Source organism: Brevundimonas bullata, from assembly GCF_014207965.1.
GTDB lineage: Bacteria > Pseudomonadota > Alphaproteobacteria > Caulobacterales > Caulobacteraceae > Brevundimonas > Brevundimonas bullata_A.
Genome location: NZ_JACHLM010000003.1, coordinates 273831 through 293418, shown reverse-complemented (window position 1 = coordinate 293418; position 19588 = coordinate 273831). Strand labels below are relative to the sequence as shown.

Sequence of the window (19588 nt, the reverse complement as noted above, 5' to 3'; positions counted from 1 at the left end):
CGGCCATGAAAAAAGGGGCCGTCCGAAGACGACCCCTTTCCGCATCGCGACCCGGAGGCCGCGATCCAAGACGTAAGTCTTAGTGAGCGGCAGCCGGAGCAGCAGCCGGAGCAGCGGCGGCCGGAGCAGCAGCAGCGTCGGCAGCAGCCGGAGCAGCGGCAGCAGCGTCGACAGCGGCGCCAGCAGCGGCGGCAGCGTCGGTGGCGGCGGCGTCGGCGGTCGCAGCAGCGTCCGTAGCGGTTGCAGCGGCGTCGGTTGCGTCGGCAGCGGCGTCTTCAACCTTGTCGGTGGCGGCGGGTTGGCAAGCAGCCAGGGCCAGAGCGGCGGCCGAAGCGGCGATCAGAGCGGTGATGCGCATAGTTGTAGTCCTTCAGAAGGTAAGGCGAGATCATGAACCCTCGCTGAGGGGAGATAACGGGATCGTGAGCGAATCCGCAAGCGAAATTCTCACGGGTTCGTGAAGTCCTGTTATCCGCATAATGAAAGAGCCGCCCCGACGCTGGTCGGAGCGGCTCCTGGCCGGCTTATTGAGAGCCGAATTTTTTAGTTGGCGGCCTTCTCGGCGGGCGGCGGCGGCGGGGTCATGGCGGCGCCAGTGGCGTCAGCGGCCTTTTCCGTCGCGGCGGTGGCCGAGGCGGCGGCGTCGGTGGCGGCCCCCGCAGCAGCGGTGGCGGCGTCGGCGGCGGTCGCTGCGGCGTCCGTAGCGGTCTCGGCGGCCGCGTCAGCGACAGCGGCAGTTTCTTCGGTCTTGGGCGCCGGTTGCTGGCAGGCGGCCAGCGAAAGGGCGCTGAGGCCCGCGGCGACGATCATCAGGCGACGGATGGTCATGAGACTATAGCCCCTTCGATTTCAAAATCCGGCGGAAGAATCCCGCCGATGCAAGGCGTAACGCGAGATCACCAGGTTCTACAAGTCCGATGTCGAACCTCAGGCTGGGGGAACAGGCGGCGCGGTCGGATTCATCGGATCAGTCGGCGGCTTGTCCTCTGGCATGGTCGGGGGCGTCTGCGCCGGGGGCGAAGCTGGTAGTGTAATCGCTTCACCGGGCGGCGGTGCGGAGTCGCCGCGCGCGGACGGCGTGGCATCGCTGGGAGCGACAGCGGGCTCGGCTGCGGGCGCGGCTGGGGCCGACGTCGGCGGGGATGATATGTCGTCGCAGGCTGTCAGCATCAGGACGGCGGCGGCGAGCAGCAGGTGCGAGGGCAGGGCTTTCATGGGGGGCTCCACGGACGACGCACGCGAATGTGACCTGTGGAGAACCGGCGTGAGCGAACTGTGTTCCCGGGCGCGGGATCAGGCGTCCGTCGGCGCGGCGGCCAGGGCTTCTTCCATCTCGGTGAAGGAGGGCTGGGCCGTGGAGGGGATGTCGCCACGGCCGATCTCGACCGAAATCTGGGCGGCGTTGCCGTGCAGGTGGGCGACCAGCACCGAGCGGATGATCTTGTAGTAGGCGGCTTCCTCATCGACGATCGCGCTCAGTCGCGCGGCGAAGGGGCCGACCAGGCCATAGGCCAGGAAGACGCCGAGGAAGGTGCCGACCAGGGCGCCGCCGATCATGCCGCCCAGGACTTCCGGCGGTTCGGTGATCGAGCCCATGGTCTTGATGATGCCCAGCACGGCGGCGACGATGCCCAGGGCGGGCAGGCCGTCGGCCAGGTTCTGCAGGGCGTGAGCCGGGGCCAGGGCCTCGTGGTGATGTTTCTCCAGCTGCTTTTCCATGGCGTCCTCGATCTGATGCGGATCTTCGAGGTTCATGGTCATCATCCGCAGGGTGTCGCAGATGAAGTCGGTGGCGAAGTGGTCCTTCAGCACCTTGGGATACTTCTGGAAGATGGTGCTCTCGGCCGGCTTTTCGATGTGGCTTTCCAGGGCGATGACGCCCTTGGACTTCATCGTCTTGGTCAGTTGGAACAGCAGGGACAGCAGGTCCTTGTAGTCCTGCTTCTTCCATTTGGGCCCGGCGAAGGCCTTGCCGAAGCCGCCCAGGGCGCCCTTGATGACCGGCAGGCTGTTGGAAATCAGGAAGGCGGCGATGCCGGCCCCGAGAATGGCCATCAGCTCATAGGGCAGCGAATACAGGATCGTCGCCATCTTGCCGCCGTGCAGCAGGAAGCTGCCGAACACCATGGCGAACAGCATGATGATGCCGATAATCTGGAACATGGGGCCGCCGGACGTCCTTGAGGAGAAGCTCAGGACGCCCGTTATCAGCGTTAATGCTTAAGGCGGCGTTTCGCTCTCCCTCCCCTTCATGGGGAGGGTGGTCGCGCAGCGACCGGGCGGGGAGGGCGCGGCGACACGAAGCGCGGCGCTTGGTCAGCCGAAGCGCCCCCACCCGTCTTCGCCCGCGGCTCAGCCTCCCTCCCCCAAGTGGGAGGGAGAACTCGTTAGAGGCGCGTCTCGCCGCTCAGGATCGCCTGATAGGCCTTGGCGGTCAGCTTCTGATAGCCGGTCTTGCCGCCGCGCACGTAGACGGCGCCCTCGACCTTTTCCAGATCGAAGCCGTCGGCGACCAGGTCGACCTTGCGGTATTTGAAGGTGCCGGTGGTCTCGGCCGACTTCATCAGGCGCAGGAAGACCGGGCGGGCGTAGGCCGGCAGCTGCTCGTCGGCGTAGGCGGCGAAGGCGGCGGGGTCGAACTTCCCCTCCATGACCAGACCGGCCATGCCCGCCTTGCCCTCCTGGCCGGGAACGACGACGCCATAGGCGATGACTTCCTGAACGCCCGGCGCGTCATGCAGGCGCTGCTCGACCTCGGCGGTCGAGACGTTCTCGCCCTTCCAGCGGTAGGTGTCGCCCAGGCGGTCCATGAAGTAGAAATAGCCGTCGCGATCCTGACGCATCAGGTCGCCGGTGCGGAACCAGCGGTCGCCCTTCTTGAAGACGTCGGTAAGGATCTTCTTCTCGGAGGCCTTCTTGTCGGCGTAGCCCGAGAAGTCATGGCGGATGTCGGCGGCGATCTGGCCGATGGCCTCGCCCGTTTCACCGACCGAGACCAGCTGGCACATGCCGTCGGCGCGACGCAGGGGCTCGCCCGTTTCCGGGTCCAGCGCGATCAGGCGGATGTTGATCTGCGACTTCAGATAGCTGGGCACGCGGCCGATGGCGCCCGCCTTGCCGTCGAAGTTGAACAGGGAGACGTTGCCCTCGGTGGAGCCGTAGAACTCCATGATATCCTTGATGCCGAAGCGCTTCTGGAACTCGGACCAGACGTCGGGGCGCAGGCCGTTGCCAAAGGCCAGCCGCAGCCTGTGGGCGCGCTCGTCCTCATTGGGCGGGCAGTTGACCAGATAGCGGCACAGCTCGCCGATATAGACGAACATAGTGGCGCCCGAGGCCTTCACGTCCGGCCAGAAGTTCGTCGAGGAGAAGCGGCGGCGAATGATCATCCGCCCGCCGTTCAGCAGGATCGAGCCGACCCCGACCAGGCCGCCGGTCGAGTGATAGAGCGGCAGGCAGTTGTAGAGGGCGTCCTTGGGCGTCGAGGCGGTGGCCCCGGCGAAGGCGCGCATATAGGTGCGGGCGCGCGAGTGCGGGATGCGCGCGGCCTTGGGCAGACCGGTGGTGCCCGAGGTGAAGATAAACAGGGCCGTGTCGCGGTTGGTCAGGCCGCTGCGCAGGCTCTTGTCCGGGCGCACGGAGGAGGCGCTGCGCACCGCATTGTCGATGTCGCGGCGGTCGTTGGTCTCGTCCTCGTCGGCCAGGCCGTGAACCCAGCTCATCAGGTTGCGATCGACGAAGGGGCGGGCCTCCTCGACCGCGCGCCAGCAGTCCTGGTCCGTCACCACGTTGAAGGCGTTGGAGATGGTCAGGCAGTGGGCCAGGGCCTGACCGGTCAGATTGGTGTTGATCAGGGCCGTGGCCACGCCGACCTTGGAGAAGCCGATCCAGGCGGCCAGGTATTCGACCCGGTTGTGCATCACCAGGGCGATGACGTCCGAACGTTTCAGGTTCCGCGCCTTGGCCCAGTGGGCGTAGCGGTTGGCCAGGGCGTCTAGCTCGCGATAGGTCAGGCGGCGGTGTTCGTCCTCGAGCGCGACGTTGTCGGGAAACTTGTCGACCGCTTCCTCGATGTCGTCACAGACTAGGACGTCGCTGTCGAGGGTGATCGGCTTGATGCGCTTCAGGAGGCGGTACAGCCCGCTCGCGAACCTGATATCGCGCCGGATGTTCGCTGCCAGACCCATGGTTGCGCCGCCTCTTCCCGAATTCTGCCTATAAAGGTTGATGAACGGGCCGTGGCGGCGGGTCAACAGGTCGGCGGCGGCCATCGCCACAATGTTTCGCAAATGCGATGCTTGGCTCTCGCTTTCCGTGACGCAGGGTAAGGTTCTTTCGCTACGTTACGTCAACCTGGGCCGGAGGCCGGGCAAGCAAGGCGACGAGATATGACAGCCCAATGACTTGATCATGCTTTCGCCTGAACTGTGGCGAGGGTGGTGTTTCTTCGGGGCGAGGGCGTTATTCGCGGAACCTTGCTCTTTTGACCAGTGTTGTTTGGCCCTGGATAAGGAGAAGACATCATGTCCGTGACCTATACCGATCAGGTTCGCCCCGCCGCCGCCCGCCCTGCCGCCCGTATCGACGGCGAGGCCTATGTGCCGGTCTATGCCCGCAGCGGCGCGCGCAAGTCGAACAAGCCCGTCAAGACCTGGATGATCCTGGCGCCCCTGGGCGTGCTGTTGGTCGGCGGCGCCGCGGCGGCCATGCTGATGCAGCCGGCAGAGCCTGAGGTCGAGGAGGCGGCGCCGTTCGCACCTCTGGCGGCGCAACTCGCCGCATCCGAGACCGCGCCGCTCAACGCGGCGTCGATCCCGATGGAAACTCCCGCTGACCTGACGACTGCGACGCCGATCCCGCCGGCCGCTGCGGCGCCGGTCGAACGCCGCGCAACGCCGACCTCCGCCGATCCGGCGCCGGCCCAGGCAAGGGCCGCCCGCGTCGCGCCGCGCGCAGCCGCTCCGGCTCCTGTGGTCGAGGCGCCGGTCGCGCCCACGGGGCCGCAGCCCTATCTGTCGGTTGCGCCCCAGACGATTGCGCCCCAGGCGGTCGCGCCGATGACCCAAGCTCCGGCGGCGCCAGTCACATCGTCCGCCGCCCCCGCGTCCATCGTGATCACGCCGACGACCTGATCGCGGCGAGCCTGAAGAAGGAAAGGCCCGGTTCGCGCCGGGCCTTTTTCATGTTCAGGGCCGGGCAGGGGTCACGCGCCAGATGACGTTCCCCACGTCGTCGGCCACCAGCAGGGCGCCGGTGCGGACGCCCAGCACTCCCACGGGACGGCCCATGGCCTCGCCCCTGTCGTTGCGGAAGCCGGTCAGGACGTCCTGCGGCGGCCCCGCCGGCTTGCCGCCGCGGAAGGGCACGAAGATGACCTTGTAGCCGGCGGGCGGGTTGCGGTTCCACGAGCCGTGCTGACCGATCACAGCCCCGTTGCGCCACTGCGGCATCAGGGCGCCCGTATAGAAGGTCAGGCCCAGGGAGGCGGTGTGCGAGCCCAGGGCGTAGTCCGGCTTGATAGCCTTGGCCACCATGTCGGGGCGGGGCGGCTGGACCCGCGCATCGACCGTCTGGCCGTAGTAGCTCCACGGCCAGCCGTAGAAGCCGCCGGGCGTGACCGAGGTCATGTAGTCGGGCACCAGGTCGTCGCCGATCTCGTCGCGCTCGTTGACCGCCACCCATAGCCGCCCGTCCTCGGGGTTCCAGGCCATGCCGACGGGGTTGCGCAGCCCCGAGGCGAAGACGCGGCGGGCGCCGGTGGCCGGGTCGATCTCCAGCACGGCGGCGCGGTCGACCTCCTCGTCCAGCCCGTTCTCGCCGACGTTGGAGTTGGAGCCGACCCCGACGTAGAGTTTGGAGCCGTCCGCCGAGGCGACCAGGCTCTTGGTCCAGTGGTGATTGCGGCCAGCGGGCAGGTCCGCGATCTTGACCGGCGTCGCCGTGATCTGGGCCTGGCCGGTTTGATAGGGGACGGCGACCACGGCGTCGGCGTTGGCGATGAACAGGCGGTTGCCGACCAGGGCCATGCCGAAGGGCGAGGTCAGGCCGGACAGGAAGACGGTCTTCATTTCCGCCACGCCGTCGCCGTCGGCGTCGCGCAGCAGGCTGATGCGGTTCGCGCTGGGCACGCCCGCGCCCGCCTTGCCCATGACCAGGCCCTGAACCCAGCCGCGCAGCCCGCCCGTCTTGTCGTCCGGCTTGGGCGGGGCGTTGCTTTCGGCGACCAGGACGTCGCCGTTGGGCAGTTCATAGAGCCAGCGCGGATGGTCCAGGCCCGTGGCGAAGGCGTTGACCGCCAGCCCCTGGGCCGCGACCGGGGCGCGGCCTGCGGGCCAGCCGACGGCGGGGGCGATCTTGACGGTTGGGATGCGTTGAGGCCGGGCCTCGGGCAGTTGCGGGGCGGCGCCGTAGCCGACGCTTTCGGGTAGCGCGCTTTCCGTGCCGCAGGCGGCGAGCGCCGTCAGCAGGGGCAGGGCGGCGACGAGGCGGCGAGGGCTCATGGGCTTGTCTCCTCAGCGTTCGGGCAGGGCCGGGAACTCCAGTCGGCTGACATCATACCCCAGTTCGCCCGCCCGTCGCGTCAGGCGCGCCAGCTGGTCGGGCGTCGGGACCTCGCGGGTATAGATGAACAGCTTGTCGAAGGTCGGGTCCGACGAGATGAACCAGCTGTAGTCCTCGGCCCGGTCCAGCACCCAGTAGTCCCAGGTGATGAAGCCCCACAGGTATTTGACCCGCAGCTTGGCGTTCATGCCGGGGTCGAGGATTTCGCCGCGGCCCTCGATGGCCTTCTCGCGGCCCTGGGGCGTCCCGACCTGGCAGGTGTCGCGCACGTCGACGCGGGTCGGCGCGGTCCAGGCATAGATGCTGGCCCCGGCCACGCAGCCGTCGGTGATCTTCATGGGCAGGCGCGCCACCTCGTGCCAGCGGCCCGACCACAGGCGTTCAGCGTCGATGGGTTTCAGCGGCTGGGGCGCGCGAGTTTCGCTCATGGACGGGGCCGTGGCGCAGGCGGTCAGGGTCAGGACCAGCATCAGAACCAGGGCGGCGGCAGGCGCCGCAACAGCGAGGCGACGCAGGGGCAGGGCGGCGACGGGCATGGGAGCCTCCGTGTGACGAACACAGGTTTACGTCCGCCGTTCCCTGTCGGATGACTTCCGTTGGAAAACCCGACGGCGGCGGGCCTTGAGCGCGCCGCCACGCCTTCCTATCTGCCAAGCCTCGCCGGGAGGGGCCATGCCGTCAGTCATCACCATTCAGGGTCTGACCAAGACCTACAAGTCCGGCCATCAGGCGCTGAAGCCCATCGATCTGGAGATCGAGAAGGGCGAGATCTTCGCCCTGCTGGGGCCGAACGGCGCGGGCAAGACGACGATGATCTCCATCATCTGCGGCATCGTCACGCCTTCGACGGGGACGGTGATCGCCGACGGCCATGACATTCAGAAGGACTATCGCGCCGCCCGCACCCGCATCGGCCTGGTGCCGCAGGAGCTGACGACCGACGCCTTCGAGACCGTCTGGGCCACCGTCACCTTCAGCCGCGGTCTGTTCGGCAAGGCGCCGAACCCGGCCCTGATCGAGCGCATCCTTCGCGACCTCAGCCTGTGGGACAAGAAGGACGCCAAGATCATGACCCTGTCCGGCGGGATGAAGCGCCGCGTCATGATCGCCAAGGCCCTGAGCCACGAACCCGACATCCTGTTCCTGGACGAGCCCACGGCGGGCGTGGACGTGGAGCTGCGCCGCGACATGTGGGGCCTGGTGCGCCAGCTGCGCGACCAGGGCGTCACCATCATCCTGACCACCCACTATATCGAGGAGGCCGAGGAGATGGCCGACCGGGTGGGGGTCATCTTGAAGGGCGAACTGATCCTGGTCGAGAAGACCGCGACCCTGATGCGCAAGCTGGGCAAGAAGACCCTGACCCTGAACCTGCAGGAGCCGATGACGGTCATTCCGCCGGAACTGGCCGAATGGGACCTGAGCCTGCAGAACGAGGGCGGGGAGCTGGAATACGCCTTCGACGCCCACGCCGAGAAGACCGGGGTGCCGTCGCTGCTGCGCCGTCTGTCCGATCTGGGCATCGCCTTCAAGGACCTGAACACCCGCCAGAGCTCGCTGGAAGACATCTTCGTCAGCCTGGTCCACCGTGATGGGGAGAGCGCGTGATGAGCTTCAACGGACATGGCGTCTGGGCCATCTATCGTTTCGAGATGGCGCGGGCCCTGCGCACCCTGTGGCAGTCGATAGTCACGCCGGTGATCACCACGGCGCTGTATTTCGTCGTCTTCGGCGGGGCCATCGGCAGCCGGATGGAAGAGGTCGGGGGCGTGCCCTATGGCGCCTTCATCGTGCCGGGCCTGATCATGCTGAGCCTGTTCACCCAGTCGATCTTCAATGCGTCATTCGGCATCTACTTTCCGAAATTCACCGGCACCATCTATGAGATCCTGTCGGCGCCCGTCAGTCCGCTGGAGATCGTCATCGCCTATGTCGGGGCGGCGGCGACCAAGTCGGCGGTGCTGGGGCTGATCATCCTGGCGACGGCGGCCCTGTTCGTGCCGTTGCAGATCCTGCACCCCTTCTGGATGCTGGCCTTCCTGATCCTGATCTCGACGACCTTCAGCCTGTTCGGCTTCATCATCGGCGTCTGGGCGCAGAATTTCGAACAGCTGCAGATGATTCCTATGCTGATCGTCACGCCCCTGACCTTCCTGGGCGGGGCCTTCTATTCGATCGACATGCTGCCGGACGGCTGGCGCACGGTGACCCTGTTCAACCCGGTGGTCTATCTGATCTCGGGCTTCCGCTGGGCCTTCTACGGCATAGGCGACGTCAGCGTGGGGCTTAGCCTGACGGCCACGCTGGGCTTCTTCTTCGCCTGTCTGGCGGCGGTGGGCTGGATCTTCAAGACGGGCTACCGTCTCAAGAACTGATCCACGCGGTTGCGTCACGAAACCGCCGAACTCGCTCCTCAATCTGAGGGCCTGCCGATCCTTTCGTGATGCGCGCCGCCCGGCGCCGGAGCCCGAATGTCCGACGCCGACGACAAGTCCGTTCCCTTCGCCCGCCGTCCGGTGCAGTGGGGCCGTCCGCCCCAGACCACGTTCAGAGCCGGGCCCTTGCCGCGGGGCACGGGTCTGATGCCGCCCGCCGCCCCCACCCCCGCACAAGCGCCCAAGCCGGCGATCCGCCCGGCCGTGACGGCGCCGGCCGCGCCGCGCCCCGCGTCCGGCGGGGTGTTAGGGGGATCGTTAGTGCCGCAGCGTCGCCCCGCTCAACCTGGGACCGGACCAACCCTGCTCACGGCGCCGATGCCGACCGCGCCGCAGCCCGCGCACCCCGCCGCCCCGGTCGCCCCCGCCGCGCCTGTTGATGCGACGCCCAGGCCTCTCCCGACGGCGGCCCCGGCCCGCGCGCCGGAACCTGCGTCCAGGCCGGCCGTCGCGTCTGCGCCCAAGCCCGCGCCTGGCCCCGCCGTGGCCGCTCCTGAGGTCGAGCCTTCCAGGGCAGACGCGCCCGTGGCGTCGCGCGCCTCCGCACGAAACGGCGGCAACCGCACGCCCCTCTACATCGCCGCCGCTGCGGTGGTGGTGATCGGCGCGCCCGTCGCCACCTGGCTGATCACGCGCTCGAACAGCGACACGGCGCCGGCCGCGCCCGCGACCTCAGCTGTGCTGGCCGCCCCGACCCCCGCCGCTGCCGCGGTCGAGGCTGCACCCGCGCCGGTCGATGCGCCGCCCGCCGCCCCCCTGACCTCAGCCGCCCCCACAGCCGCGACACGCTCGCCGGCGCCGCGTCGAGCCGAAGCGGCCTCGCCTGAAACCCTGGCCGCCAACCCCACGCCGGCGCCTGTCGTGGCGTCGCCAGCGACCGTCGCGCCCGCGCCTGTCGTGGTGATCGCGCCCCCGGTCGAGGCCGAGCCCGAGCCGGTCCAGCCCGCCGGTCCGCCGCCCACCGCCGCCCGCCCGGCGCAGAGCGACCCGAACGCCCCGGTCGTCACCAAGCCGCAGCCGCTCGACTAAGGGAGGCTCGGGGCTGGGGGCGGATGCTTGTCCGGCTCGGCCAGCCCGGCTATGGCCCCCCTTGGGGTATGGTCACGCTTTTTGAGCGCTGGGCCGGCGCCCGAGTAAACCGTTGCGTGAGGCCTGATGATGCAAACCCCGAATCCAACTGCGCTCGCCGTCCGTGTCGGCGAGAACGGGGACGCGGTGGCTCGGGTCCGCGCGCTGATCAGCGATCATGCCGACAGCCTGGTCACGGCCTTCTACGACACCCTGCTGCAGGACCCCGAGGCCAAGGCTTTCCTTCATCATTCCATCGTGCAGGAGCGACTGAGCCGGTCGCTGCATGACTGGCTGCTGGGCCTGCTGGACACCCGCGAGGACATGGACGCGGCCTTCGTCGCGCGTCAGATCAAGATCGGAGAGGTGCACGCCCGCATCAAGATTCCGGTGCATCTGGTCATGACCGGGGCCTCGGTTCTGAAGGCTCGGATCGCCGATCTGCTGGAGACTGAAGAAGAGGGTTTTGGCCAGTTTCGGCTGATCAACGAGCGGATCGACGTCGCCATCCGCCTGATGAGCCAGTCCTATGTGAAGGGAACGATGAACCGGGCGCGTCTGGACGAGGCCTATCGGCTGTTCTCGCTGGATCAGGACGTCAATCTGGAGCGCGAGAGCCAGCGCGCCAGCCTGATGGAATGGGGCCAGAAGACCCTTTTCCGCATCCTTGGCAACGGGGCCGTCGACGGCCGCGAGGCCATGGCGAACTCACCCTTCGGCCTGTGGATCCGCCACCGGGCGGGCTTCCTGTTCGAGACCTCGCCGCATCTGGCGGCGCTGAACCAGGCCATGGCGCGCATCGACGGCGAACTGCTGCCCCGACTGGAGCCTGACAGCGGCGGCGACCGCACCGAGGCCTTGAAGGCCTTGCAGGCGGCGGTCGAGGAGGTCGCCTATCTGCTCAACGAGATGTTCCAGGTCCTGGGCGACATGGAGGCCGGGCGCGATCCGCTGACGCGGGCCCTGAACCGCCGCTTCCTGCCTTCGATCCTCAGCCGCGAGATCGGCTTCGCCAACGCCAACAAGAGCCCCCTGTCGGTGATGCTGATCGACGTGGACCACTTCAAGAGCGTCAACGACACGCGCGGGCATCAGGCCGGCGACGAGGTGCTGCGTCAGGTGGCCGAGGCCATCACCGAGAACGTCCGGCCCAGCGACTTCGTCTTCCGCTACGGCGGCGAGGAGTTCCTGGTGGTGCTGGTCGAGACCCGTCAGGATCAGGCGATGGCCATCGCCGAGCGCGTCCGCGCCGCCTTGCAGGGGCGGGCGATCAAGGCGGGGGGCGTTGAGACCTTCAGCGTGACCGCCTCGATCGGCGTGGCCGAACACGGCGGCCACCCGGACGAAAACTATCTGATCAAGGCCGCCGACGAGGCCCTGTACCGCGCCAAGCAGACGGGCCGGAACCGGGTCGAGCGGGGCTAGGGGCCCGCGCCTAGCGCAAGGTCAGGTAGCCGCGTTCCACCATGCGGCGCAGGGCCTCATAGGCCTCGGCCAGTTCCTCATAGGCGGTGCGGGCGGCGGTGAGGCGGGCGGTCTGGTCGGGGGTGACGGCGGAGCCGGATTCGGACAGGCGCACCGCCTCGGCGGCCCAGCGGGCGCGGGCGTTGGCGGTCAGGACGGCCAGTTTCTGGAAGGTCCCTGCATCCACCCGCGACAGGGTCTGGCCGATGACCTCGCGGTTGGAGATGAAGGCGGCGTAGTCGATCTGCTCCAGCAGGCCGCGCAGACGGCGCTGCTCCTGCGGGTCCAGATCCTGGGGCTCGAAATGATCCCGCTGGCGGCGGTAGCTCTGGGTCAGCACGGTCGACATCGGCGGCGCTCCACAAGGCGGCCCACAAAGGCTGCGAGCCTGAGGCTGGGCCGCTTTGGTTAAGGAGCGGTTTGCGCGCCGCCCGAGACGCCGGTCGGGGCCAGCTTCAGCCGCTCGCGGTCGGGAGCGCCGAGGCCGCGCGGGCAGGCCGTGGGCTGATAGGTCTTGGAGTAGCAGAGGCGCGCTTCGCGGAACCAGCCGTCGGTGGTGGCGATGAAGACGCCGTCGCGCGGCAGGCCGGGGTTGGCGGCGACGAAGGCGTCGCGGATGGCGCCGGCGGTCAGGCGCTCGGCGGGAATGGCCTCCAGGTCGGGCTTGTTCAAGCCGTTCCACATGCGCGCGGCCTGTTCGAAATAGGCCTCGGGGCTGTCCCAGCCGCAGGTCCCGTGGGCGGCCCATTCGTGCTGCTGCAAGGACGGCGAGGGGGTCATGCAGAAGTGCTTCTTCACCGTCGCGACCGGGATGGCCGGGCCGGGGGCGGCGCAGTAGCGTGGGTGTTTATTGTCGGCGCCGTTGGGCCACAGGCCGTGCAGGGTCAGGCCGAACTGGTTCTGGGCGCACTGGTAACGTTCATCCGGGTAGTCCTTGCCCGAGCGGCAGGCCTGGGGCGACCAGCTGACGGCCAGCATGTTGAAGGCCACCGGCACGTCGGGCGCGGCCTCGTCCGCCGGGATGGGATAGGGGCGGGCGGGTTGCAGGTCGGCGGGGACGGCGCAGGTCGCGCCCTCGGTCGCAGCGGTCATGACCGGGGACGACAGGCGCGGCTCGCAGGCACCCAGCAGCAGGGCGGCGCCCACAATGGCGCCCAGGACGCGGGACTGGATCAGCAGGGTCGGCCGCATCAGGGGCTCCGGTCGGGTCGGCAGGAAAAATCGACGCCTAAACGCTTCCCGCCACGCGGTCGAGACGGAACCCGGCGCCCGTCTCGCCCATTGATAAGCGTGAGCATAAATGGGGAGCCTGTCATGCCCGAACAAACCGCCTTTGAGACCGCTCTGGAAGAGGCGATCGCCCTGTTCGAACAGGGCGAGGCGATGAACCAGGCCCGTTTTGACGAACTGCTGGCCGAGCTGGAGGCCCGGCGCCCCGAACTGGAGGCCGTGCCCGAGGACGACCCCCGCGCAGCGCGGGCGCGCGCCTTGCAGGCCCGCGCCGACGAACTGGAACGCCGCGCCGCCGTGGGCCACGGCCAGATGGACGAGGTCAACACCCTGCTGACGCCGCTGATGGGCCGCAAGGGGGCGTAAGGCCGCGCGCTCAAGCCGCCCGAAGGGCATAGCGCACAAAAGGAGCAGGGGCTGGCGCCGGTAATCAGCAACACTATATGGTGCGGATAACACGTCCGAGGAACCGCCATGACCGACGCCGCCCCCGCCCTGAAAACCCTGAAGATCGACTTCGTCTCGGACGTGGTCTGCCCCTGGTGCGTGGTGGGGCTGGGCGGACTGACGACGGCCCTGGACAAGCTCAAGGACGAGGGCCTGGCGGCGGACATCACCTTCCAGCCGTTCGAGCTGAACCCGCAGATGGCGCCCGAGGGCGAGAACATCGTCGAGCACATCGGCGCCAAATACGGCTCCACCCCCGAACAGTCGGCCCAGAACCGCGAGATGATCCGCGCCCGCGCCGCCGAGGTCGGCTTCGACATGCGCATGGGGCCTGACAGCCGCATCTGGAACACCTTCGACGCCCACCGCCTGCTGCACTGGGCGCACGAGACGGCGCCCGACAAGCAGGAGGCGCTGAAGCGCGCCCTGTTCACCGCCCACTTCACCGACAACCGCAACCTGACCGACGCCGGGGTCCTGACCCAGGCCGCCGAGGCGGCGGGGCTGGACCGGGCCGAGGCGGGCGAGGTCCTGGCCTCGGGGCGGTACGCGCAGGAGGTGCGCGGCGCCGAGGACCTGTGGCGGGCGCGCGGGATCACCTCGGTCCCTGCCGTGGTGGTCGAGGGCAAGTACCTGATCAGCGGCGGACAGCCGGCGGCGGCGTTCGAAGAGGCGCTGCGCAAGATCGCGGCGGAGGTTTAGGGCGCATCTTGAAAGCCCTCCCCCTCGAGGGGGGAGGGTTGGGTGGGGGTGTGTTCTCGTGGTTGCCTGTCTTGGCGATAGAGGCGGCGTCTCTTGCGCTTAATCGGGCGCTGGCGGCGGCCTCACCCCCATCCCTGACCCTTCCCCCCTCGAGGGGGAAGGGAGATCGGGAAAAACAGAGTCCAATTCGTCTGAATCGTCTGAAATCAGCCCCTCGGGGTCCAGCCGCGCCTTGAGGGCGGTCAGGCGGGCTTCGATGGCGATGCGGCCGGCGTGGTCGTCGGGGGACAGGAGGGCGGCGTCGCGGGCGACCTCGGCGACGGCCTTCAGGTCGGCTTCCAGCGTGGCGGCGGGATCGGGTTCAGGCTCCGGCGCAGAGTCTGGCGTGGGGGCGGCCAGAAGGGCGGGGTCGCTGAGCGCGCGTCAGGTGCGCAGCCAGGAGGCGGCCTCGGCGGCGCGGCCGCGTTGCAGGGCGCGGTTCAGCCGCATCAGGGCCTGGGCCGCCATCTGGGCCAGGTCGGGCGGGGCGGCTTCGGGGGCCTCGTCCTGCGGATCGGGCCAGACGTCCTCGATGTCGCTGCGGCGCCAGCCCTCGCGGGCGGCGCGGGAGCGCAGGGTCCCCAGCTTCAGGTCATAGCGGGCGCAGACGGCCTCGGCCGCGTCCCCGTCCAGATAGTCGCGCCGCGCCGCCGCCCAGGTCCGCGCCGAGCGGACGCGGTAGCCGTCGCCGGTGGGGTCGCCTGCGGGGGCGTCCATAAGGTCGCCGCCGACCGGCGGGTCGTCCGCCCCGGCGGCTGTCGAGGGCCGAACATGGTCGGGGATGTAGGTGGTGTCCCCGAACTCATCCTGCTGCCACCGCCCCGAGGCGACGATCCGGGGCTCGCCCTCGTGCCAGTATGCCTCCCGCGCGTCGTCCATCTCGCCTCCTCCTGCCTGCGGGAAGGAGGTTGGCGGACGGGTGCGTCAGGATCGGACGGAGAGGTTATGCCAGATCGCTAAACTCGTCCTGTGCCTCTTCCAGTCGCTTAGCCCGTCCGGCGCGCCGTAGGAAAATTCCCAAATACTCGGCGAGTTCAGCGTAGCCGTCCGAGGTTAACTCCGAAGGAAACGTCAGATAGACGTTCCCTTCCGCAAGAGGGAAAACAGCTTGCTGTGTCCCTGGTCCCGGTAGGTTCTGCATCTGAGAGACCGAAATTGGCCCAACTGCCCCCGTAGCGGAAGCGGCTTGAGCCAGCGTCGGGCGCGGTATCGCAGATTGAGGCATTGGCGATGCCTCGTCTTGAGGCGGGACGGATTGCAAGGAGTCAAAGCCTCCACCTGACTCCACGACTAAACGCATGGTGTTGAGGTAGTTTTGAGCTGCCTTGCCGGCTGCCTCGGCGGTGTAGGTCTTCTTGATTAGGTGGAAACGTAGATTCTGCTCACTCGGAAGTGAGGGGTATTCCGACGCTATCTCTTTGAAAACAGTGGGGCGAAGGGCGCATCGCGCCAATGCTTCGGCTCGTTCGGCTGACCCTTCGGGGGCCTCCAAGCAATGGATCGCATCCGAGGTGATACGCAGATCATCTTCCCGCCCGTCGATCAATCCGTAAGCCCGAACAGCACCGATTTTAGCCAAGGCGCGCCCGTTTAGGCTGCTGTATCCGAAGTGAGATGCCAGCACGGCGCGTGACATCTTATTGCGACCTTCGGCCTTATACGCAGCGCGCATAAGCTCCAGAGCGGCTTCAAGGTCGATCTGGGGGTAGTTTGGACTGCGGGCGACGGCCATGAACCTCTCCTAATCTCTCGACGTTATGGCAGGGTCTTGGAGTTAGCGCAACGGGCATAATTTGAGTTAGCTAACTCACGATCTTGCCGGCTCGCGAATCGTGTGTTCTAAAGCTGCTAACTTTCGGAGAACGGTTAATGCTGAAGAGAAGAGAGATAGCTGTCCGGCGCCCGCTTACCCGCTGAGACAGCCGTAACGAAAAGGGCCGTCGCTGATCCCCGGCAAAGAGAAATAGCGACGACCCATGGTGAGCCACCTCGACGGCGACTTCGAGGGAGACATCTCATGAAGTCGCTAATTCGGCTAGGACTTTCGTGGAGATGCCAATCAATGGCTACCGCAAAACACCTGACGGCGCAGGACATCGCCGACATTCAAGCCCGACTCAAGCAGGGCGAGTATCAGCACCATATCGCCGCTGACTATAGCCTGAATCAGGGCCGTATCTCGGAGATCAATACCGGCAAGCGGCGAGGGGGCTCGCCGCCTTCGGCGCAAACAGCACTCTTCTAATGGAAGGGCCGGGGGCATTGCGCCCTCGGCCTTTTCCTTGTGCCATGACAGGCTTCAGCCTTGAGCAGCGCGCTTGACGGGGGAGCGAGCAATGCTCTTCGCCGTCGGCGCAATGAACTTGCCCGAACGCTCCTCGCGGGTGCCGGTCTTGGCGACGACAGCGGCGGCCTTCATGGCCTTGGCGATGGTCTTGGGGTCGATGCGGGCGTTCATGGCTGGCTCCTGTCGGCCAATATAGCCTCATTCGGGCGGCTGTCCCAGACCTGCCAGCGATCCACCAGCGGCTTGTAGAGTTCCAGGTTGGCGAGGCTGCGGCCGAAACGGCGGCGCAGGTCCGGTTCCGGGACGCCGTGGCCGCCGAGACGGACGCGGTGGGCGACGCGGGCGATGGAGGTCTCCACGTCAGGCAGACGGACATAGACCAGTTCCACGTCATAACCCGCCGCGCGCCATTCGGGGATGCGTTTGGCGTAGAGGCGGCTGGACAGGGTGGTCTCCAGCACCAGATCGGCGCGGGCCGCGATCAGGGCGTCCAGCCGGGTCAGCATCAGACGACCGGCGCGCATGTCTCGCTCCGCCGGAGACAGGCCGGGCGGCAGTTCGCGAGCCACCTCGTCGGCGTTGACGAAGGCGAAGTCGGGCGCGCTGTCGTTGATCCAGCGGGTGGCGAAGGTAGTCTTGCCCGCCCCATTGGGTCCGGCGACGATCAGGATGACAGGTATGGCGGCCTCCCCCGAGGAAGAGGCCACCATACTCGCTGTCGCGGTGGAAGGTTAGACCTTCACCTCAATCGCCGCGCCACCCGCCCGGAACTTGGCGCTCATCTCCGCCATGCCGGCTTCGGCTTCCTGAGCGGCGAGGCTGGCGCCCGCGTCGTTCTGGGCCAGGGCGTCGCGGCGGATGTCCTGGCTGATCTTCATGCTGCAGAACTTGGGGCCGCACATGGAGCAGAAGTGGGCGGTCTTGTGCGCCTCCTTGGGCAGGGTGGCGTCGTGGTATTTGCGGGCGGTTTCGGGGTCGAGGCCGAGGTTGAACTGGTCCTCCCAGCGGAACTCGAACCGGGCGCGCGACAGGGCGTCGTCGTGCATGCGGGCGGCGGGGTGGCCCTTGGCCAGGTCGGCGGCGTGGGCGGCGATCTTGTAGGTGATGACGCCGTCCTTGACGTCCTGACGGTCTGGCAGGCCCAGGTGTTCCTTGGGCGTGACGTAGCAGAGCATGGCCGTGCCGAACCAGCCGATCATGGCCGCCCCGATGGCGCTGGTGATGTGGTCATAGCCGGGGGCGATGTCGGTGGTCAGCGGGCCAAGCGTATAGAAGGGCGCCTCGTGGCAGTGCTTGAGCTGCTCATCCATGTTGGCCTTGATCTTGTGCATCGGCACGTGGCCGGGGCCTTCGATCATGACCTGACAGCCCTTGGCCCAGGCGATCTTGGTCAGTTCGCCCAGGGTGCGCAGCTCGGCGAACTGGGCCTCGTCATTGGCGTCGGCGATGGAGCCGGGGCGCAGGCCGTCGCCGAGGCTGAAGGAGACATCATAGGCGCGCATGATGTCGCAGATGTCCTCGAAGTGCTCGTAGAGGAAGCTCTCCTTGTGGTGGGCCAGGCACCACTTGGCCATGATGGAGCCGCCGCGGCTGACGATGCCCGTCACGCGCTTGGCCGTCATCGGCACGAAGGGCAGGCGCACGCCCGCGTGGATGGTGAAGTAGTCCACGCCCTGTTCCGCCTGTTCGATCAGGGTGTCGCGGAACACCTCCCAGGTCAGGTCCTCGGCGATGCCGTTCACCTTCTCCAGCGCCTGATAGATGGGCACGGTGCCGATGGGGACGGACGAGTTGCGGATGATCCAGTCGCGGATGTTGTGGATGTTGCGGCCCGTCGACAGGTCCATGACGTTGTCGGCGCCCCAGCGGGTGGCCCAGACCAGCTTGTCCACCTCGTCGTCGACGCTGGACAGGACGGCCGAGTTGCCGATGTTGGCGTTGATCTTCACCAGGAAGTTGCGGCCGATGATCATCGGCTCGACTTCGGGGTGGTTGATGTTGTGCGGGATGATGGCGCGGCCGCGGGCGATCTCCTGACGCACGAACTCAGGCGTCACGAAGTCGGGGATGGCGGCGCCGAAGTCTTCGCCGTCGCGGATGCAAGGCGCGTTCTGCTCGCGGCGCAGGTTCTCGCGGATGGCGACGTATTCCATCTCGGGCGTGATGACGCCGGCCTTGGCGTATTCGTACTGCGTCACCGGGCGGCCTTCGACGCCCTTGAACACCTGATGGTGCGAGGTGTCGAAGCGGGGGGCCAGGTTCTTGCCGGAGGCGTGGCCGTTGTCTTCGGGTTTGACCTCACGCGGGTTCAGGACGGGGGCGATGTCGCCGCGGTCCAGCTGCCAGCTGGATTTGACCTTGGGCAGGCCGCGCTTGATGTCGATGGTCACGGCGGGGTCGGTGTAGGGGCCGGAGGAGTCATACATCGTCACCGGCGGCTCGTTGGCGGACGGGTGGACGGCGACCTCGCGGAAGGGGACGCGGATGTCGGGGTAGAGTTCGCCCGCCACATAGACCTTCACGCCGCCGGCGCGGGGGCCGGTGGGGATGCGGCCGGTCTCGGCCTCCACGGCCTTGCGGGCTTCGGCGAGGGGAAGCTCGACGTTGGGCTCGGCGGGAGTCTCGGCTTGCGGCGTGACTTGGATATTCATTGTGGCGGCCTCTTCGACAAAGAGGGACCGCCGGCGCGGTATGAGCGCCCCGGAAGCCGGTTTCCCGGCGTGGAGGCGGTGAACTCGTCCCTTCGCCGGCATGACCCGGATCAGGTTCGACGGGTCAGAGGAGAAACCTCTATCTCAGCCGCTCGCTTGCGACCCCCCGGAGAACGCCGCGACCCTAGCCCGTTTCGGGGGTAGGTCAAGCGAGGGCGGCGTGGCAGGAAGGGGAATGATCCTTTCCCGCCCCTACCGCCCCGAAGACATGGCCGGCTGCCTGGCCCTGTTCGACAGCAATACGCCGCGCTTCTTTGACGCGAGCGAGCGGGAGAGCTTTGTTGGGTTTCTAGGGGATCAGGCCCTGCGCTGGCCCTATCAGGTGATCGAGCTGGACGGGCGCATCGTCGGCTGCGGCGGCCATGCGGTGGAGGCGGACGGGGTCAGCGTCGCCCTGTGCTGGGGCATGGTGGACAACAGCCTGCACGGGCGGGGCCTGGGGCAGGTGCTGACCGAGGCGCGGATCGCGGCGGCGCGGGCGACGCCGGGGATCAGGCGCGTGATCCTGAACACCAGCCAGCACACCCAGGGCTTCTATGCGCGGTTCGGCTTCGAGGCGGAAAAGGTCACGCCCGACGGCTTCGCGCCCGGCATCGACCGCTGGGACATGGTGCTGAAGCTGGATTGAGAGGGAGAGGGGGGGG

General features: G+C 67.8%; 22 protein-coding genes and 1 riboswitch. Of the genes, 9 read left to right on the top strand and 13 right to left on the bottom strand.

Annotated elements, in window-relative coordinates:
* Positions 1-79: 79 nt before the first annotated feature.
* From HNP51_RS10155 to HNP51_RS10140, 4 genes are all read right to left on the bottom strand, one after another.
* Positions 80-358: a hypothetical protein gene (locus HNP51_RS10155; protein WP_184269823.1), complete on the bottom strand. Its 279-nt coding sequence runs from the start codon at positions 356-358 to the stop codon at positions 80-82.
* A gap of 185 nt (positions 359-543) precedes the next feature.
* Entirely contained in the window at positions 544-828 is a 285-nt protein-coding gene (locus HNP51_RS10150) for a hypothetical protein (RefSeq protein ID WP_184269826.1), read from the bottom strand.
* A gap of 465 nt (positions 829-1293) precedes the next feature.
* Positions 1294-2163 carry a flagellar motor stator protein MotA gene (gene motA / locus HNP51_RS10145; RefSeq protein WP_184269828.1) on the bottom strand — a complete coding sequence of 290 codons (870 nt, stop codon included), beginning with the start codon at positions 2161-2163 and terminating at the stop codon, positions 1294-1296.
* A gap of 224 nt (positions 2164-2387) precedes the next feature.
* Positions 2388-4187, bottom strand: a complete 1800-nt coding sequence (locus HNP51_RS10140) for a long-chain-acyl-CoA synthetase (RefSeq protein ID WP_184269830.1) — start codon at positions 4185-4187, stop codon at positions 2388-2390.
* Between the two features lie 336 nt (positions 4188-4523).
* On the opposite strand from HNP51_RS10140, the gene HNP51_RS10135 reads away from it, so the two are divergent.
* Positions 4524-5132 (top strand): hypothetical protein, encoded by a 609-nt coding sequence (locus HNP51_RS10135; protein ID WP_184269832.1) that lies wholly within the window; start codon positions 4524-4526, stop codon positions 5130-5132.
* A gap of 54 nt (positions 5133-5186) precedes the next feature.
* Here HNP51_RS10135 and HNP51_RS10130 read toward each other — a convergent pair whose 3' ends face one another.
* The gene (locus HNP51_RS10130) at positions 5187-6500 is read right to left on the bottom strand and encodes a sorbosone dehydrogenase family protein (RefSeq protein WP_184269834.1); all 1314 of its coding nucleotides are present in this window, start codon (positions 6498-6500) and stop codon (positions 5187-5189) included.
* Positions 6501-6512: 12 nt separating this feature from the next.
* The gene (locus tag HNP51_RS10125; protein WP_260398430.1) at positions 6513-7097 is read right to left on the bottom strand and encodes a lipocalin family protein; all 585 of its coding nucleotides are present in this window, start codon (positions 7095-7097) and stop codon (positions 6513-6515) included.
* Between the two features lie 136 nt (positions 7098-7233).
* Between HNP51_RS10125 and HNP51_RS10120 the strand changes: the two genes are divergently transcribed.
* The 4 genes from HNP51_RS10120 (at position 7234) to HNP51_RS10105 (ending at position 11489) form a co-directional block, all read left to right on the top strand.
* Positions 7234-8169 (top strand): ABC transporter ATP-binding protein, encoded by a 936-nt coding sequence (locus HNP51_RS10120; RefSeq protein WP_184269836.1) that lies wholly within the window; start codon positions 7234-7236, stop codon positions 8167-8169.
* Positions 8169-8936, top strand: coding sequence for an ABC transporter permease (locus HNP51_RS10115; RefSeq protein ID WP_184269838.1), 768 nt, complete (start codon positions 8169-8171; stop codon positions 8934-8936). Before HNP51_RS10120 ends, HNP51_RS10115 begins: the two co-directional genes overlap by 1 nt.
* Positions 8937-9032: 96 nt before the next feature.
* Positions 9033-10025 carry a hypothetical protein gene (locus tag HNP51_RS10110; protein ID WP_184269840.1) on the top strand — a complete coding sequence of 331 codons (993 nt, stop codon included), beginning with the start codon at positions 9033-9035 and terminating at the stop codon, positions 10023-10025.
* Positions 10026-10151: 126 nt separating this feature from the next.
* Positions 10152-11489: a diguanylate cyclase gene (locus HNP51_RS10105; protein ID WP_184269842.1), complete on the top strand. Its 1338-nt coding sequence runs from the start codon at positions 10152-10154 to the stop codon at positions 11487-11489.
* Between the two features lie 10 nt (positions 11490-11499).
* On the opposite strand, the gene HNP51_RS10100 is transcribed toward HNP51_RS10105, so the two are convergent.
* Both HNP51_RS10100 and HNP51_RS10095 read right to left on the bottom strand, forming a co-directional pair.
* Complete coding sequence (locus tag HNP51_RS10100) at positions 11500-11877, bottom strand: hypothetical protein (RefSeq protein WP_184269844.1); 378 nt, start codon at positions 11875-11877, stop codon at positions 11500-11502.
* A gap of 59 nt (positions 11878-11936) precedes the next feature.
* The gene (locus HNP51_RS10095) at positions 11937-12719 is read right to left on the bottom strand and encodes a ribonuclease T2 family protein (RefSeq protein ID WP_260398431.1); all 783 of its coding nucleotides are present in this window, start codon (positions 12717-12719) and stop codon (positions 11937-11939) included.
* Between the two features lie 123 nt (positions 12720-12842).
* On the opposite strand from HNP51_RS10095, the gene HNP51_RS10090 reads away from it, so the two are divergent.
* The gene (locus tag HNP51_RS10090) at positions 12843-13124 is read left to right on the top strand and encodes a hypothetical protein (protein ID WP_184269846.1); all 282 of its coding nucleotides are present in this window, start codon (positions 12843-12845) and stop codon (positions 13122-13124) included.
* A gap of 108 nt (positions 13125-13232) precedes the next feature.
* Positions 13233-13907, top strand: a complete 675-nt coding sequence (locus HNP51_RS10085) for a DsbA family oxidoreductase (protein WP_184269848.1) — start codon at positions 13233-13235, stop codon at positions 13905-13907.
* 423 nt (positions 13908-14330) lie between these two features.
* Here the strand turns inward: HNP51_RS10085 and HNP51_RS10080 are convergent, their stop codons facing one another.
* Positions 14331-14825, bottom strand: a complete 495-nt coding sequence (locus tag HNP51_RS10080; protein ID WP_184269850.1) for a hypothetical protein — start codon at positions 14823-14825, stop codon at positions 14331-14333.
* Between the two features lie 64 nt (positions 14826-14889).
* Positions 14890-15678, bottom strand: coding sequence for a hypothetical protein (locus HNP51_RS10075; RefSeq protein ID WP_184269853.1), 789 nt, complete (start codon positions 15676-15678; stop codon positions 14890-14892).
* Positions 15679-16008: 330 nt separating this feature from the next.
* Between HNP51_RS10075 and HNP51_RS10070 the strand changes: the two genes are divergently transcribed.
* A complete protein-coding gene (locus HNP51_RS10070) occupies positions 16009-16191 on the top strand; it encodes a hypothetical protein (protein ID WP_184269855.1) in 183 nt (60 codons plus the stop codon).
* A gap of 54 nt (positions 16192-16245) precedes the next feature.
* Here HNP51_RS10070 and HNP51_RS10065 read toward each other — a convergent pair whose 3' ends face one another.
* The 3 genes from HNP51_RS10065 to thiC are packed head-to-tail and all read right to left on the bottom strand — an operon-like array spanning position 16246 to position 18884.
* Positions 16246-16404, bottom strand: coding sequence for a hypothetical protein (locus HNP51_RS10065; protein WP_184269857.1), 159 nt, complete (start codon positions 16402-16404; stop codon positions 16246-16248).
* Positions 16401-16943: a zeta toxin family protein gene (locus HNP51_RS10060; RefSeq protein ID WP_184269859.1), complete on the bottom strand. Its 543-nt coding sequence runs from the start codon at positions 16941-16943 to the stop codon at positions 16401-16403. The genes HNP51_RS10065 and HNP51_RS10060 overlap by 4 nt, the downstream gene beginning before the upstream one ends.
* Before the next feature lie 21 nt (positions 16944-16964).
* Positions 16965-18884: a phosphomethylpyrimidine synthase ThiC gene (gene thiC / locus HNP51_RS10055; RefSeq protein ID WP_221415850.1), complete on the bottom strand. Its 1920-nt coding sequence runs from the start codon at positions 18882-18884 to the stop codon at positions 16965-16967.
* Positions 18885-18953: 69 nt separating this feature from the next.
* Positions 18954-19063: riboswitch (TPP riboswitch) on the bottom strand.
* 56 nt (positions 19064-19119) lie between these two features.
* Here thiC and HNP51_RS10050 point away from each other — a divergent pair.
* The gene (locus tag HNP51_RS10050) at positions 19120-19572 is read left to right on the top strand and encodes a GNAT family N-acetyltransferase (RefSeq protein WP_184269861.1); all 453 of its coding nucleotides are present in this window, start codon (positions 19120-19122) and stop codon (positions 19570-19572) included.
* The last annotated feature ends 16 nt before the right edge of the window (positions 19573-19588 follow it).

Coding starts and splice junctions, on each gene's coding strand:
- HNP51_RS10150 (WP_184269826.1), bottom strand. CDS start 828: ATGACCATCCGTCGCCTGATGATCGTCGCCGCGGGCCTCAGCGCCCTT.
- HNP51_RS10155 (WP_184269823.1), bottom strand. CDS start 358: ATGCGCATCACCGCTCTGATCGCCGCTTCGGCCGCCGCTCTGGCCCTG.
- HNP51_RS10085 (WP_184269848.1), top strand. CDS start 13,233: ATGACCGACGCCGCCCCCGCCCTGAAAACCCTGAAGATCGACTTCGTC.
- HNP51_RS10140 (WP_184269830.1), bottom strand. CDS start 4,187: ATGGGTCTGGCAGCGAACATCCGGCGCGATATCAGGTTCGCGAGCGGG.
- HNP51_RS10090 (WP_184269846.1), top strand. CDS start 12,843: ATGCCCGAACAAACCGCCTTTGAGACCGCTCTGGAAGAGGCGATCGCC.
- HNP51_RS10060 (WP_184269859.1), bottom strand. CDS start 16,943: ATGGTGGCCTCTTCCTCGGGGGAGGCCGCCATACCTGTCATCCTGATC.
- HNP51_RS10100 (WP_184269844.1), bottom strand. CDS start 11,877: ATGTCGACCGTGCTGACCCAGAGCTACCGCCGCCAGCGGGATCATTTC.
- thiC (WP_221415850.1), bottom strand. CDS start 18,884: ATGAATATCCAAGTCACGCCGCAAGCCGAGACTCCCGCCGAGCCCAAC.
- HNP51_RS10065 (WP_184269857.1), bottom strand. CDS start 16,404: ATGAACGCCCGCATCGACCCCAAGACCATCGCCAAGGCCATGAAGGCC.
- HNP51_RS10135 (WP_184269832.1), top strand. CDS start 4,524: ATGTCCGTGACCTATACCGATCAGGTTCGCCCCGCCGCCGCCCGCCCT.
- motA (WP_184269828.1), bottom strand. CDS start 2,163: ATGTTCCAGATTATCGGCATCATCATGCTGTTCGCCATGGTGTTCGGC.
- HNP51_RS10095 (WP_260398431.1), bottom strand. CDS start 12,719: ATGCGGCCGACCCTGCTGATCCAGTCCCGCGTCCTGGGCGCCATTGTG.
- HNP51_RS10125 (WP_260398430.1), bottom strand. CDS start 7,097: ATGCCCGTCGCCGCCCTGCCCCTGCGTCGCCTCGCTGTTGCGGCGCCT.
- HNP51_RS10130 (WP_184269834.1), bottom strand. CDS start 6,500: ATGAGCCCTCGCCGCCTCGTCGCCGCCCTGCCCCTGCTGACGGCGCTC.
- HNP51_RS10080 (WP_184269850.1), bottom strand. CDS start 14,825: ATGGACGACGCGCGGGAGGCATACTGGCACGAGGGCGAGCCCCGGATC.
- HNP51_RS10115 (WP_184269838.1), top strand. CDS start 8,169: ATGAGCTTCAACGGACATGGCGTCTGGGCCATCTATCGTTTCGAGATG.
- HNP51_RS10075 (WP_184269853.1), bottom strand. CDS start 15,678: ATGGCCGTCGCCCGCAGTCCAAACTACCCCCAGATCGACCTTGAAGCC.
- HNP51_RS10120 (WP_184269836.1), top strand. CDS start 7,234: ATGCCGTCAGTCATCACCATTCAGGGTCTGACCAAGACCTACAAGTCC.
- HNP51_RS10110 (WP_184269840.1), top strand. CDS start 9,033: ATGTCCGACGCCGACGACAAGTCCGTTCCCTTCGCCCGCCGTCCGGTG.
- HNP51_RS10070 (WP_184269855.1), top strand. CDS start 16,009: ATGGCTACCGCAAAACACCTGACGGCGCAGGACATCGCCGACATTCAA.
- HNP51_RS10050 (WP_184269861.1), top strand. CDS start 19,120: ATGATCCTTTCCCGCCCCTACCGCCCCGAAGACATGGCCGGCTGCCTG.
- HNP51_RS10105 (WP_184269842.1), top strand. CDS start 10,152: ATGATGCAAACCCCGAATCCAACTGCGCTCGCCGTCCGTGTCGGCGAG.